The sequence below is a fragment of the Streptomyces fradiae genome (assembly GCF_041270065.1).
Lineage (GTDB): Bacteria > Actinomycetota > Actinomycetes > Streptomycetales > Streptomycetaceae > Streptomyces.
This window is the reverse complement of sequence record NZ_CP065958.1, coordinates 2,894,412-2,908,471: the sequence shown is the minus strand read 5'-3', so window position 1 is coordinate 2,908,471 and position 14,060 is coordinate 2,894,412. Positions and strand designations below refer to the sequence as shown.

Here is a 14,060-nt window from a genome sequence, read left to right as displayed (position 1 = left end):
AAGTCGTCCGCCCATACTGAACGGTCACTGTGCAGATTGACCAGTCGAACAAGAAACTATTGCGCACCTTGCGAGTCGGCGGGACTCTGCTGCCATGACTGAGACCATCGATCACACCCCGACCACCGCGCGTGAGGCCGATCCCTTCCCGGTGAAGGGAATGGACGCGGTCGTCTTCGCCGTCGGCAACGCCAAGCAGGCCGCGCACTACTACTCCACGGCCTTCGGCATGAAGCTCGTCGCGTACTCCGGACCGGAGAACGGCAGCCGCGAGACCGCCAGTTACGTCCTCACCAACGGCTCCGCCCGTTTCGTGCTCACCTCCGTCATCAAGGCCACCACCGAGTGGGGCCGCTTCATCGACTCCCACGTCGCCGAGCACGGCGACGGCGTGGTCGACCTGGCGATCGAGGTGCCGGACGCCCGCGCCGCGTACGCCTACGCCGTCGAGCAGGGCGCCACCGGCCTGGTCGAGCCGCACGAGGTGAAGGACGAGCACGGCACCGTCGTCCTCGCAGCCATCGCCACGTACGGCAAGACCCGCCACACCCTCGTCGAGCGCTCCGGCTACGACGGCCCCTACCTGCCGGGTTACGTCGCCGCCGCCCCGATCGTCGAGCCGCCGGCCAAGCGCACCTTCCAGGCCATCGACCACTGCGTCGGCAACGTCGAGCTCGGCAAGATGAACGACTGGGTCGGCTTCTACAACAAGGTCATGGGCTTCACGAACATGAAGGAGTTCGTGGGCGACGACATCGCGACCGAGTACTCGGCGCTGATGTCGAAGGTCGTCGCCGACGGCACCCTCAAGGTGAAGTTCCCGATCAACGAGCCGGCGATCGCGAAGAAGAAGTCGCAGATCGACGAGTACCTGGAGTTCTACGGCGGCGCGGGCGTCCAGCACATCGCCCTCGCCACGAACGACATCGTCGCCACGGTGCGCGCGATGCGGGCGGCCGGTGTCCAGTTCCTCGACACCCCCGACTCGTACTACGACACGCTCGGCGAGTGGGTCGGCGACACGCGCGTGCCGATCGAGACCCTCCGCGAGCTGAAGATCCTCGCCGACCGCGACGAGGACGGCTACCTGCTGCAGATCTTCACCAAGCCGGTCCAGGACCGTCCGACCGTCTTCTTCGAGATGATCGAGCGGCACGGCTCGATGGGCTTCGGCAAGGGCAACTTCAAGGCCCTGTTCGAGGCGATCGAGCGGGAGCAGGAGCGCCGCGGCAACCTCTAGCCGCCGCTCCCCCCATACGAGGGGCCCGGCCCCGGGTACGTCCCGGAGCCGGGCCCCCGCATGCCCCGCCGCACGCCGACCGCGCCGGGGCACCACCGGGACACCCCGGGCGGGCACGGGGGACCCGCCCGGGGCTCGCCCCCACGGAGCGGGCGAACCCCGAACCCCCGCCTAGGACCGCGCCGGCTCCTGCGGAGGCGTGACGTCCCGCGGAGCCATGGCGTCCTTCGGGAGCTCGTCCGGGAAGTCGCCCAGGGTCGCCGCCGCCTGCTTCGCGCGCGGCGCGAGCAGCGGCGAGAAGTGCGGGTTGGTACGGAGCGCCTCCGCGAGGTGGCGGCGGGCCGGGCTCAGGTCGCCCAGGGCGCGTTCGATCTCGGCGCGGTGGTACGCGAAGAGGGCGCTGCGGAGGCCCTCGTCGGTGGCGCGCTTGGCGTAGTCCAGAGCCTCCTTCGGCTCGCCCGACCGGTACAGCGCCCAGCCCAGCGCGTCCGCGACCCGCACCGAGCGGTGCCCGCCCGCCCACGCCGCCCGCAGCCGACGCACGGCCGCCGCCGGGTCGCCGTGGTCCGCGTCGAGGAGGCCGAGCTCGACCTCGGCGTCCGGCCAGCGGCCCGCCCGCAGCCGCGCGTACAGCGCCCGCGCGTCCTCGTCGCGGCCGAGGGACTCGTCCAGTTCGGCCGCTTCGAGCAGATACCCGGGCAGCGGAAGGCGCCCGATCGCCGCCCGCCAGTCCCGTACCGCCTCCTCGGTCCGCCCGAGCGCCGCCCGCGCCCGCGCCCGCCCCGCGAGCGCCGGCCCGTGGTCCGGTACGAGCCCGAGCGCCGCCCCGTACTGCGCCAGCGCCTCCGCCGGCTCGCCCCGCTCCCACGCCAGGTCGCCAAGCCGGGACAGCGCGACCGCCTTCTCGGCACCGGTCTCCGCGAGGGCCACCGCGTCGAGGGCGGCCGCGCCCGCGTCCTCGCGCCAGCCGCGGTCGCGGTACAGCTGCGCCGAGCGGCCGCTGACCGCCGCGCCCGTGTGCAGCTCGGCCAGCTTCTCGGCGGCCTTGCCGGCCGCCTTGTAGTCGCCGAGACCGTTGTACGCGTCGATCAGCACCGGGTACGCGGACCAGCGCTTCGGGTCCGCCTTCCGCACCCGCTCGCCCCACGCCCGGCCCGTCGCCCAGTCGCCGCGCGCGTTGGCGAGCGCAGCCAGGCCCACCTGCGCGTCCAGGCTCCCGGGCGCCCGCTTCAGGGCCGCCTCGGCCCGCGGCAGGTCCGCCGGGTCGGCGCGGCGCAGCGCCCGCTCCGTGTAGGCCGAGCCGAGCACCGCCCAGGACCCCGTGTCACCGGGGTGCGCCCGCAGCCACTTCTCCCGGTCTCCGATCAGCGCGACCAGGTCCGGCAGCGCCGCCTGCGCCCCCGAGGTCGCCGCGTGCGCCGCGCGCTCGGCGGGACCGGGCGGGGGCGGCGCGGACCGGCCGGCCAGCTCGGGCACGTACAGCAGCGCCGTCGCGGCGAGCACCGCGCCCACGCCCGAGGCGAGGACCGTCCGCGACACGTTCTCGGGTCTCATGGCGCACACTGTGCGCCCGCGACCGGCCGTACGAAGAGCACATCAGCGCCCGCTCCCCGGCGGGTTCACACCGATGGCCCCGGGTGCCACGCTGGACCCATGGACGATCTTCACGAGAGGCTCCACACCCTGCACGCCCGTCTGCGCGCCGGACTCCCGGCCGAGGCCGTGCTCACCGACCCCGACGTCACCGCCTCCTACGCCCGCGACATGGCGAGCTTCTGCACGGCCGGCACCCCCGCGGCCGTCGTGCTCCCGCGCACCGTCGAACAGGTGCGGCACGTCATGCGCACCGCGACCGAACTGCGCGTCCCGGTCGTCCCGCAGGGCGCCCGCACCGGTCTGTCCGGCGCCGCCAACGCCTCCGAGGGCTGCATCGTGCTCTCGCTCGTCAAGATGGACCGCATCCTGGAGATCGACCCGGTCGACCGGATCGCCGTCGTCGAACCGGGCGTCGTCAACGCCGTGCTGTCCCGCGCCGTCGCCGAACACGGCCTCTACTACCCGCCGGACCCCTCCAGCTGGGAGATGTGCACCATCGGCGGCAACATCGGCACCGCGTCCGGCGGTCTGTGCTGCGTGAAGTACGGGGTCACCGCCGAGTACGTGCTCGGGCTCGACGTCGTCCTGGCCGACGGGCGGCTCCTGCGCACCGGACGCCGCACCGCCAAGGGCGTCGCCGGATACGACCTGACCCGGCTGTTCGTCGGCTCCGAGGGCACCCTCGGCATCGTCGTCGGCGCCGTGCTCGCGCTCAAGCCGCAGCCGCCGGCGCAGCTCGCGCTCGCCGCCGAGTTCCCCTCGGCGGAGGCCGCCTGCGAGGCCGTCTGCGCGATCATGGAGCGCGGCCACACACCCTCACTCCTGGAACTGATGGACGGCACCACCGTCCGAGCCGTCAACAAGCTCGCCCACATGGGTCTGCCCGACACCACCGAGGCGCTGCTGCTGTGCGCCTTCGACACCCCCGACCCGGCCGCCGATCTGGCCGCGGTGGCGGAGCTGTGCCGGGCCGCCGGGGCGACCGAGGTCGTGCCCGCCGAGGACGCCGCCGAGTCCGAACTGCTCCTCCAGGCCCGCCGGCTCTCGCTCACCGCCCTGGAGGCCATCAAGACGGCCACGATGATCGACGACGTGTGCGTGCCGCGCACCAAGCTCGCCGCCATGCTCACGGGCACGGCGGAGATCGCCGCCAAGTACGGGCTGACCATCGGGGTCTGCGCGCACGCCGGCGACGGCAACACCCATCCCGTCGTCTGCTTCGACCACGCCGACGAGGACGAGTCGCGCCGGGCGCGGGAGTCCTTCGACGAGATCATGGCGCTCGGCCTCGCGCTCGGCGGCACGATCACCGGGGAGCACGGGGTGGGCGTGCTGAAGAAGGAGTGGCTGGCCCGGGAGCTGGGTCCGGTGGGCGTGGAGCTGCAGCGCGGGATCAAGGAGACCTTCGACCCGCTGGGCCTGCTGAACCCGGGCAAGCTGTTCTGAGCCTCCTGAGCCCTCTGAGCTTTCCGGGTACGAGTACGGGCACGGCGACGGGTTGGGGGCCCCGTCCCGTACGAGCGCAAAGCGGAGCTCACAGCTCGCCGTCGCCGGCCTCGTCCGACGGCCACGGGTCGCGCAGCCACAGCTCGTCCGCCACCACGGTGGCGGCGAGCAGCTCGGCCAGGCCGTCGTCGATGCCGAGCTGCTCGGTCTCGGTGCCCGGCGGGACCGCGCGCAGGGTCCGCTCCAGCCAGGCGGACACCTGCGCGGACGGCGCCTCCAGGAGCGCGTCGCCGTCGGGGGAGGACAGCGCCATCAGGATGACGTTGCGGCCGTCGACCTTGGTCGGCCAGATCCGCACGTCCCCGTGGCCGCACGGCCGGAAGACGCCCTCGACGAGCAGTTCGCGGGCGAAGGTCCAGTTGACCGGGTGCTCGGAGCCGATGTGGAAGGTGATGTGGACGGCGTACGGGTCGTCCACGCGGTAGGCGAGCCGGGCCGGGACCGGCACCGAACGCTCCGGGGACAGGACCAGCTTCAGCTCCAGCTCGCGCTCGACCACGTTGTTCTCGGTGTTCTGCATGGCGTGACGCCCTCTCTGCTCGTGGGCCCGGGGTGGGCCTTCACCGGGAGAGAGAGGGGTCGGCCGGTTCCATTACGCGACTTCGGAAGAGTTTCTGGGAAATTTTTTTGGGGCCGGGTCCACGGGGGTAGGTGGAGGCCCGAGGGTCACTGTGCGTGATGTTTTCGCCGGGGTGTCCCCCGAAGGCGGTCTTTATGGTGGGCTCCTCGTCCCAGCGGCGTCGTTCTTCGTTACTGTCCTCCCTGGGCCGCAGGCGCGGCCCGTGTGGATCAAGGCGTTGTGACGGAACGGAGTCGGGGCAGTGGCTACTCCACCTGGAGGCGGCGGAGAGGTACCGCAGGCGGGCTACTACCCGGACCCCTCGATTCCCGGGTACATCCGCTTCTGGAACGGCGGCGCGTGGGTGCCCGGTACGAGCCGGCCCGCGCCCAAGGAGGGCGAGACGCCGCCCGCGCCGCCCGTGCCGGTCGCCCCGCAGGTGGCGCCGAGCCCGGCCCCGGCGCCCCAACTCCCCGTGGCCCCCGCGGTTCCCGCGGTCCCGGCCGTCGAGGAGACCGGCCCGGTCTTCCTCGACGACGAACCGGAGCCCGCCGCGGCCGCTCCCCAGGAGCCCGCCTCCGCGTGGCAGGCCAGCACCTCGCGGCAGACCGGTTTCGGCGGCGAGCGCGACCAGAAGGTCTCGTGGGGCGTCCAGGACGAGCCCCAGCCCGCCGCGCCGGCCGCCGCCCCCGCCACCGACCCGCGCGCCGCGGCCGCCTGGCCCGCCGCTTCCGGCGGCGGGGTCTCGATGCGCCGCGACCCGGCGACGGTCGTCGCGCCCGTGGAGGAGGCCGCCCCGGAGGCCCCGGCCACCCCGACGCCCACCCCCGCTCCCGCCTGGCCGGAGGCCGGCGGCACCGTCCCCGAACAGCGCCCCGCCGCCGACCCGGCCGCCGCCCCGGCTCCCGCCCCGGCCGCTCCCGCCGCCCCGGCCGCACGCCTCGGCGGAATGCCCGTCACCCCCGCGCCCGCCCCCGCCGCGTGGAGCCCGCAGCCCGCGCACCCGGCCGTCCCGACTCCGGCTCCCGCTCCCGTCCCCACCCCCACGCCGGCCGCGCAGGACCCGCAGCAGCCCGTCGTGCCGTGGAAGCCACCCGTCGAGGACGTGTTCCAGGCGGCGGCGCGGGCGCAGGCGGCGGCCCGGCCCGCCGGGCTCGGGCGGCGGCTGCTCGCGCGGCTGGTGGACGGTGTGGTGCTCGGGGCGCTGGTCGGCGCCGTGTCGTACCCCTTCGTGACGGCCGCGATCGAGCACATCGACGAGAAGATCGAGGCCGCCCGGCAGACCGGCGTCACCGTGCAGGTGTGGCTGCTCGACGGCACCACCTCCGTGCAGCTCGGCATCGTGCTCGCCGCGTTCCTCGTGCTCGGCACGCTGTACGAGGCGCTGCCCACCGCCAAGTGGGGGCGCACGCTGGGCAAGAAGCTGTGCGGCCTGGAGGTCCGGGACATCGAGGGCCACCAGCCGCCGACCTTCGGTGCTGCGCTGCGCCGCTGGCTGCTCTACGGCGTGCTCGGACTGCTCGGCATCGGCGTGCTCAACGTCGTCTGGTGCCTCTTCGACCGCCCGTGGCGCCAGTGCTGGCACGACAAGGCGGCCGGTACCTTCGTCGCCCGGTAGGGCCAGCCCGGATTGCGGGGGTCCGGTGCGCGGGGTGCACTGCCCCCATGAGCAACGATCAGCCGCCGCCCCCGGGTCAGCCGCCGCCCGACGACGATCCGTTCCGCAAACGGCCCCCGCAGGAGCCCCCGCAGGGACCGCCGCAAGAGCCTCCGCAGGGGCCGCCGTCGGGGAGCCCGTACGACCGCATGCCCCCGCCGCCCCCCTCGTACGGCGGTGGCGGCGGTGATCCGTACGGCGGTGGCGGCGGCGGGCCCTACGGCGGGGGACCGTACGGCGGGACCGACCCGCTCTCCGGGATGCCGCCGCTCGCCGAGTCCGGCAAGCGCATCGCCGCCCGGGTCATCGACTGGCTGATCATCGCCGTGCCGCTCGCGGTCATCGGCATTCCGTTCAAGATCTACGACCGGGCCGGGGACGGCAACGACTGGGACGACACGGTCAACAGCCTCAACGGCGGCGGGCAGCTGGTCTTCCAGCTCATCACGATCGTCGCGTATGTCGCGTACGACACCGTCATGGTGGCCAAGGGCGGCCAGACGCTCGGCAAGAAGTGGATGAAGCTGCGGGTCGCGATGCTCAACGACGGTTCCACGCCGCCGATGAACGCCTCCCTCATCCGCGCGGTCGTGCTGTGGCTGCCGACGCTGATCTGCTGCGCGTGCCTGTGGCCGCTGCTCCTGCTGATCCTCATCCTCGTGGACAAGCCGTACAAACAGGGCCTGCACGACAAGGCGGCGAAGACGGTGGTGGTGTCCGTCCCGCAATAGGCCGTCACGAGCCGATCGCCGTCACGAGCCGATCGCCGTCACGAGCCGATCGCCGTCACGAACCGATCGTCGTCACGAACCGATCCGGGTGTCCGCGCCCGCGCCCACGGGCGCGGCGGGCACTCGGATCGCTGTTTCCTCGGCCACATTGACAGGAGTCGCCGTAGGGGTCTTGACGTGCCGCGCGCGCACCGGCATCGTCACCGCAACCAGCACACCCAGGAACAGGCCGGCGGCACACACGACCGCGATGCCGAGGGTCGTGGGCGTGCCGGCGAGCAGCAGCAGGGCGACGGTCGAGAGTACGACGGTGGCCGAACCGGTGGCGTACTGTGCGGCGTTCGGTCGCTGCATGGCGGTTACCGTCCCTCGGGGGCGCTGGGCGAGTGCGACTCTACGACGGTGGATGCCCGGCCGCAGGGGAACTAAGCGTGACCTAACCCACGCCGCGATGCACGGGGGGCGCAGGGGCGCACGGTCATGTCGCATATGCGGGCGACGGAAGTTCGTTCGATGTTCGACTATCGGAAATCCGATCCCACATAGTGCAGTTGGCCTGTCCAAGTCAAGGTCTGTCTTTTCTGCTTCAACTCCGGTCGAATGTCGTCACTTGTGACGCGTCACCCGTCCGGCGGACACCCCACCATCGATCTGCCGTGCGAGGTGCGCCTGGGGAGGACAGAAACAAGTGACCAACAGACGACGGGCGTTCCGCGCGTCCGCAGTCGTGGTGGCCCTCGCCGCCACGGCCGCGACCGCATCGACCTTCACCGCGTGGGCGGACACGACCACCCCCGCGCAGGCCGCCACCGCGGCCCGGGCCAACGCCGCTGACAAGACCACCGTCGACCACGACCTCGACGGTCCGTACAGCAAGCAGCAGGCTGCGCAGCGGCAGGCCGCCATCGAGCAGGTGCTCAACGGCGAGACCAAGGTCGAGAGCCGCCACGGCTCCAAGGTGGTCAAGCTCGACAGCAAGAAGTACGTCGAGCTGGCCCGCGAGAAGACCGACAAGATCTTCACCATCCTCGTCGAGTTCGGCGACCAGGTGGACAACACCACCCTGGTCGACCGCAAGGACGACGACACCACCGAGCTCAAGCCGAAGTACGGCGGCGAGCCCGGCCCGCTCCACAACTCCATAGCCCAGCCCGACCGGTCGAAGGACAACTCGACCGCCTGGCAGGCGGACTACAACCAGCAGCACTTCCAGGACCTGTACTTCGGCACCGGCAAGGACAAGAAGGGCCAGCCGAAGCAGTCCCTGAAGACCTACTACGAGAAGACCTCGTCCGGCCGCTACTCGGTCGACGGCGCCGTCTCCGACTGGGTCAAGGTCCCGTACAACGAGGCCCGATACGGCTCCAACTACTGCGGTCAGACCAACTGCGCCAACGTGTGGGACACCGTGCGCGACGGTCTCGTCGCCTGGAACGCCGACCAGAAGGCCAAGGGCAAGACCGACGCCGAGATCAAGGCGACGCTGGCGCAGTACGACCAGTGGGACCGCTACGACTTCGACGGCGACGGCAACTTCAACGAGCCCGACGGCTACATCGACCACTTCCAGATCGTCCACGCGGGCGAGGACGAGTCGGCCGGCGGCGGCGTCGAGGGCACCAACGCCCTGTGGGCCCACCGTTGGTACGCCTACGGCACGGACGCCGGCAAGACCGGCCCGGCGAACAACAAGGCCGGCGGAACCCAGATCGGCGACTCGGGCATCTGGGTCGGCGACTACACGATGCAGCCGGAGAACGGCGGCCTCGGCGTCTTCGCACACGAGTACGGCCACGACCTCGGTCTGCCGGACAACTACGACACCTCCGGCGGCGAGAACTCGACCGGCTTCTGGGACCTGATGTCCTCCGGTTCCTGGCTCGGCACCGGCAAGGACTCGATCGGCGACCTCCCCGGCGACATGAGCGCCTGGGACAAGCTGCAGCTCGGCTGGCTGAACTACGCCAAGGTCAACGACTGGCAGCGCGGCACCAAGACCACGCACAAGCTGGGCGTCTCGGCGTACAACACCAAGAACCCGCAGGCGCTCGTCGTCGAGCTGCCGAAGAAGCAGGTCACCACCGACATCGTGGCTCCCGCCGAGGGCGCCACGCAGTGGTGGAGCGACATGGGTGACGACCTCAAGAACACCCTGACCCGCTCCGTCGACCTGACCGGCAAGACCTCGGCCTCCCTGGAGCTCCAGGGCTGGTACGACATCGAGCTGGACTACGACTACCTCTACACCGAGGTGTCGACGGACGGCGGCGCCAACTGGACCGCCGTGGACGGCACCGCCGACGGCGTGGCCATCCCGAAGGACGCCTCCGGCGCCCCGGCGCTGACCGACGTCTCCGGCGCGCACAAGAAGCTCGTCTACAACCTGGACGCGTACGCGGGCAAGAAGTTCGACCTCCGCTTCCGCTACCAGACGGACGGCGGCGCGGGCGGCAAGGGCTTCACCGCCGACGCCATCACGCTGACCGCCGACGGTGCCGCCGTCTTCTCGGACAACGCCGAGAACGGTGACAACGGCTGGGTCGCCAAGGGCTTCTCGCGGGTCGGCAAGGGCTTCACGAAGGAGTACGAGCAGTACTACATCGCGGAGAACCGCCAGTACGTGTCGTACGACAAGACCCTCAAGGTCGGTCCGTACAACTTCGGCTTCACCGGCGACAAGGCCAGCTGGGTCGAGCACTACCCGTACCAGAACGGGCTGCTGATCTGGAAGTGGGACCTGTCCCAGAAGGACAACAACACCTCCCAGCACCCGGGTGTCGGCCGGATCCTCCCGATCGACGCTCACCCGAGCCCGCTGAAGTGGCGTGACGGCAGCCTGATGCGCAACCGCGTCCAGGCGTACGACTCGCCGTTCAGCATCTCCCGCACGGACGGCTTCCAGCTGCACAACAAGGGCGAGGCCACCTGGGTCCCGTCGCAGGCCGGCAACCGGGTCTTCGACGACCACAAGGGCGTCTACTGGTTCGCCGAGAACCCGCGCGCCGGTGTCCAGGTAACTGACACCAACACCCAGATCCGCGTCGTCAAGGAGCCGAAGAACGGCCAGACCATCACGGTCCAGGTCGGCCCCTCGGTGAAGTAAAAGCGAATTCTCCTGCGTCTTCGCAGGTCAGAGCATGATCGGCCGTCGCCCTCTAGCGGGCGGCGGCCGATCGTGTTTAGGTGCGTCTACGGCCCCTGGCCGTCCGACCTTATTGACAGTAGTTCCACGGGGGAGTGGTTCCGTATGCCCAATGGAGGGTTCTGCAGACTGCCGGGAGGCAGTGTCGTCGTCGCCATCGGCCTGCCCAGCCCGGCCGGCGACGGGGCCACGGTGCGCTTCCTGGTACACGCGGCGAACCGGGCCCGCGCCCTGACCAGGCTGCGGAACCTGGGCCTCCGCGCGGTCTACCTCCGCGGCAACGCCGAGCCGCCCACCCCGGACGAGATCACGGCCGTGCTCCACCACCCGGACGGCATGCTCTGGCGCGGCTGTCCCCAGGAGCTGTGGCACCCCATACGGTCCCTGCCGAAGGCCCCGGCGGCCTAGCGACCGGCGACCGGTGCGGCGGCGTTACGGGGCGACGACCGGCTTTCCGGTCAGCTCGACGCCCGCCGCGCGCAGCTCGTCCAGGGCCCGGTCGGTGGACTCCTTCGCGACCCCGGCCGTCAGATCGAGCAGCACATGGGTGCGGAAGCCCTCGCGGGCCGCGTCCAGGGCGGTCGCCCGGACGCAGTGGTCGGTCGCGATGCCGACCACGTCCACCTCGGTGACCTTGCGGGCGTGCAGCCAGTCGGCGAGGGTGCTGCCGTTCTCGTCCCGGCCCTCGAAGCCGCTGTACGCCGCCTCGTAGGCGCCCTTGTCGAAGACCGCGTCGATCGCGCCGCTGGCGACGGCGGGCGCGAAGTTCGGGTGGAACCCGACGCCCTCGGTGCCGGCCACGCAGTGCCGCGGCCACGAGGTCAGGTAGTCCGGGTGGTCCGAGAAGTGCGGACCCGGCTCCACGTGGTGGTCGCGGGTGGCCACCACGTGCTGGTACCCGGCGCCGCCCGCCGCCCCGATCAGCTCGGTCACGGCGGCGGCGACATCGGCGCCCCCCGCCACCGCGAGGCTGCCGCCCTCGCAGAAGTCGTTCTGAACGTCCACAACGATCAATGCGCGGTGCATGGCGGGTGTCCTTGCTGAGGCTGGGCGGGCGGGGTCGGTTTCGAGCCTAGAGACTTCCCCCGCCGGGCGGGAGGGGGCGCCAGGAGGGGTTACAGGTATTCGGTCGGGAGCACCGGCTCGCCCCGCGACAGCTGGATCGCCGACATCGGGAGCGCGGCGCGGGCCGCGATGTGCCGGGCGCGGGCGGCGTCCAGGGGCTCCCGGGCCACCACGTCACCGCCCTTGACCAGCTCGACCAGCAGCTGCCGGTCGACGAGCTCCGGCGGGACCTGACCGGTGCCGACGATCTCGGCCTCGGCGACCCCGGCGGCGTCGGTGCGGCGGGCCGCCCACTTGCGGCCGCCGATGGAGGCCTTGCCGCCCACCGACTTCTTCGCCACCGGCGTCAGCGGCGCCTTCGGATCGGCCGAGGAGGCCCGGGCGACCAGCTTGTAGACCATGGAGCAGGTCGGGTGACCGCTGCCGGTGACCAGCTGGGTGCCCACCCCGTACGCGTCGACCGGCGCCGCCGCCAGCGAGGCGATGGCGTACTCGTCGAGGTCCGAGGTCACCACGATCTTGGTGTCCGTCGCGCCCAGCTCGTCCAGCTGCGCCCGCACCCGGTGCGCGACGAGCAGCAGGTCGCCGGAGTCGATGCGTACGGCTCCGAGCCCGGGGCCCGCCACCTCGACGGCGGTACGGACGGCCTCGGCGACGTCGTACGTGTCGACGAGCAGCGTGGTGCCGTTGCCCAGCGAGTCCACCTGGGCCCGGAAGGCGTCCCGCTCCGAGTCGTGCAGGAGGGTGAAGGCGTGGGCGGAGGTGCCCACGGTGGGGATGCCGTAGCGGAAGCCCGCCGCCAGGTCGGAGGTGGCCTCGAAGCCGCCCACGTACGCGGCCCGCGAGCAGGCCACGGCGGCCAGCTCGTGGGTGCGCCGGGCGCCCATCTCGATGAGCCGGCGGCCGCCCGCTGCGGCCGACATCCGGGAGGCGGCGGCCGCGATGGCCGAGTCGTGGTTGAGGATCGAGAGGATCACCGTCTCCAGGAGCACGCATTCGGCGAAGGAGCCCTCAACCCGCAGGATCGGCGAGCCCGGGAAGTACACCTCGCCCTCCGGGTAGCCCCAGATGTCGCCGGAGAAGCGGTAGCCGGCCAGCCACTGGAGGGTCGGCTCGTCGACGATGCCCTGCTCGCGCAGGAAGCCGAGCACGCCCGGGTCGAAGCGGAAGTTCTCGACCGCGTCCAGGACCCGTCCGATGCCCGCCACCACTCCGTAGCGCCGCCCCTCGGGCAGCCGGCGGGTGAAGACCTCGAAGACGGACCGGCGGTCCGCGGTGCCGGCCCTGAGGGCCGCCTGGAGCATGGTCAGCTCGTACTGGTCGGTGAAGAGCGCGGTCGACGGCACGTCCACCGGGAGCCCAAGGTCCGCAGCGTTCATATGAGGAATGCTAGCGGGTATTCGTCAGTTTGACGAATACCCCTGCTTCGGGAGCGTCCCCGTGCGAGCGACCCGTTTGTGCGACGGGCCGGTAAGGGTGGCAGCATGGGACAAGTGAGCGTCGCGCCTATCGAGATCGAGCAGACCCAGTCGGCCGAGGAGGTCTCCGCCGTCGTCGAACCGGACGTGCCGTGGGTGACCCTCGTGCACAACGACCCGGTGAACCTGATGAGCTATGTCACCTACGTCTTCCAGGCGTACTTCGGCTACTCCAAGGACAAGGCGCACAAGCTGATGCTCGACGTGCACAACAAGGGCCGCGCGGTGGTCTCCAGCGGCACCCGCGAGGAGATGGAACGGGACGTGCAGGCGATGCACGGCTACGGCCTGTGGGCGACCCTCTCCCAGGACCGCGGCTGATGGCGGGGCGATTCGAGGCCGTTCCGGGTGGCGGCGCGGCCGTCGCGCTCGACGAGGTCGAGATCTCCATCCTGCGCTCCTTCGCCGTCCAGCTCATGGAGCTGATCGGCCCCGGCGACGAGCCGGCCGAGGACGCGGACCCGCTGGCCGCGCTGTTCGCCGAGGGCCCCAGCGAGCCGCCCGCCGATCCGGCGCTGCGCCGGCTCTTCCCCGACGCGTACGGGGACGACACCGACGAGCTGCGCCAGGCGGCCGCCGACTTCCGCCGCTACACCGAGAACGACCTGCGGGCCCGCAAGCGCGACGACGCGCACACGGTGGTGCGCAGCCTCGACTCGCTCAGCACCGACGCGGCGGGGGAGGGCGGCGGCATCCTCAAGCTGACCGCCGACGAGTCCCGCGCCTGGCTCGGCGCGCTCAACGACCTCCGGCTGACCATCGGCACCCGCCTGGAGGTCACGGACGACGACGAGAGCGAGGACCTGTACCGGCTCCCGGACGACGATCCGCGCAAGCCGATGGTGATGGCGTACCTCTGGCTGGGCGCGCTGCAGGAGTCGCTCGTCGACACCCTGCTGGCGTAGATCGGTCCGCTCGTCGTGCGTTCGCTCAGCGGACGCTCAAATCCGGATAACGAATACGTTATTCAAGTGCCTTCCTTGCTCTATTGAGTCCTTTTCGTCCGCTCTTTCGAGTGGTGTGGGTCACGCGCACAACGGTCGATCACGGTGAACCCCGTGATAAATCTTCACGACCACCCGGGGA

General features: G+C 71.5%; 13 protein-coding genes. 8 read left to right on the top strand and 5 right to left on the bottom strand.

Annotated features, from left to right (window positions below; genetic code table 11):
• The first annotated feature begins 94 nt into the window (after nt 1-94).
• On the top strand, nt 95-1,240 hold the full coding sequence (hppD, locus tag JAO84_RS13095; RefSeq protein WP_370413021.1) for a 4-hydroxyphenylpyruvate dioxygenase: 1,146 nt from the start codon (nt 95-97) through the stop codon (nt 1,238-1,240).
• A 171-nt stretch (nt 1,241-1,411) separates the two neighbouring features.
• Here hppD and JAO84_RS13090 read toward each other — a convergent pair whose 3' ends face one another.
• Nucleotides 1,412-2,794, bottom strand: coding sequence for a tetratricopeptide repeat protein (locus tag JAO84_RS13090; RefSeq protein ID WP_370413020.1), 1,383 nt, complete (start codon nt 2,792-2,794; stop codon nt 1,412-1,414).
• Nucleotides 2,795-2,893: 99 nt separating this feature from the next.
• Here JAO84_RS13090 and JAO84_RS13085 point away from each other — a divergent pair, with 99 nt between their 5' ends.
• A complete protein-coding gene (locus tag JAO84_RS13085) occupies nt 2,894-4,282 on the top strand; it encodes an FAD-binding oxidoreductase (RefSeq protein ID WP_370413019.1) in 1,389 nt (462 codons plus the stop codon).
• 88 nt (nt 4,283-4,370) lie between these two features.
• Here JAO84_RS13085 and JAO84_RS13080 read toward each other — a convergent pair whose 3' ends face one another.
• Nucleotides 4,371-4,862 (bottom strand): SsgA family sporulation/cell division regulator, encoded by a 492-nt coding sequence (locus tag JAO84_RS13080; protein WP_370413018.1) that lies wholly within the window; start codon nt 4,860-4,862, stop codon nt 4,371-4,373.
• Between the two features lie 301 nt (nt 4,863-5,163).
• Here JAO84_RS13080 and JAO84_RS13075 point away from each other — a divergent pair, with 301 nt between their 5' ends.
• Both JAO84_RS13075 and JAO84_RS13070 read left to right on the top strand, forming a co-directional pair.
• Nucleotides 5,164-6,519 (top strand): RDD family protein, encoded by a 1,356-nt coding sequence (locus JAO84_RS13075; RefSeq protein ID WP_370413017.1) that lies wholly within the window; start codon nt 5,164-5,166, stop codon nt 6,517-6,519.
• Between the two features lie 47 nt (nt 6,520-6,566).
• The gene (locus JAO84_RS13070; protein WP_370413016.1) at nt 6,567-7,289 is read left to right on the top strand and encodes an RDD family protein; all 723 of its coding nucleotides are present in this window, start codon (nt 6,567-6,569) and stop codon (nt 7,287-7,289) included.
• A gap of 72 nt (nt 7,290-7,361) precedes the next feature.
• Here JAO84_RS13070 and JAO84_RS13065 read toward each other — a convergent pair whose 3' ends face one another.
• Complete coding sequence (locus tag JAO84_RS13065) at nt 7,362-7,643, bottom strand: hypothetical protein (protein ID WP_370413015.1); 282 nt, start codon at nt 7,641-7,643, stop codon at nt 7,362-7,364.
• Between the two features lie 334 nt (nt 7,644-7,977).
• Between JAO84_RS13065 and JAO84_RS13060 the strand changes: the two genes are divergently transcribed.
• The gene (locus tag JAO84_RS13060) at nt 7,978-10,392 is read left to right on the top strand and encodes an immune inhibitor A domain-containing protein (protein WP_370413014.1); all 2,415 of its coding nucleotides are present in this window, start codon (nt 7,978-7,980) and stop codon (nt 10,390-10,392) included.
• Between the two features lie 144 nt (nt 10,393-10,536).
• A complete protein-coding gene (locus JAO84_RS13055; RefSeq protein ID WP_265869087.1) occupies nt 10,537-10,839 on the top strand; it encodes a hypothetical protein in 303 nt (100 codons plus the stop codon).
• Nucleotides 10,840-10,863: 24 nt separating this feature from the next.
• Here the strand turns inward: JAO84_RS13055 and JAO84_RS13050 are convergent, their stop codons facing one another.
• Both JAO84_RS13050 and JAO84_RS13045 read right to left on the bottom strand, forming a co-directional pair.
• Nucleotides 10,864-11,457, bottom strand: coding sequence for an isochorismatase family protein (locus tag JAO84_RS13050; RefSeq protein WP_265869085.1), 594 nt, complete (start codon nt 11,455-11,457; stop codon nt 10,864-10,866).
• An 89-nt stretch (nt 11,458-11,546) separates the two neighbouring features.
• On the bottom strand, nt 11,547-12,875 hold the full coding sequence (locus tag JAO84_RS13045; RefSeq protein WP_370413013.1) for a nicotinate phosphoribosyltransferase: 1,329 nt from the start codon (nt 12,873-12,875) through the stop codon (nt 11,547-11,549).
• Between the two features lie 105 nt (nt 12,876-12,980).
• Between JAO84_RS13045 and clpS the strand changes: the two genes are divergently transcribed.
• Both clpS and JAO84_RS13035 read left to right on the top strand, forming a co-directional pair.
• Nucleotides 12,981-13,295, top strand: a complete 315-nt coding sequence (clpS, locus tag JAO84_RS13040) for an ATP-dependent Clp protease adapter ClpS (protein ID WP_265869081.1) — start codon at nt 12,981-12,983, stop codon at nt 13,293-13,295.
• Entirely contained in the window at nt 13,295-13,879 is a 585-nt protein-coding gene (locus JAO84_RS13035; RefSeq protein WP_370413012.1) for a DUF2017 domain-containing protein, read from the top strand. The genes clpS and JAO84_RS13035 overlap by 1 nt, the downstream gene beginning before the upstream one ends.
• The last annotated feature ends 181 nt before the right edge of the window (nt 13,880-14,060 follow it).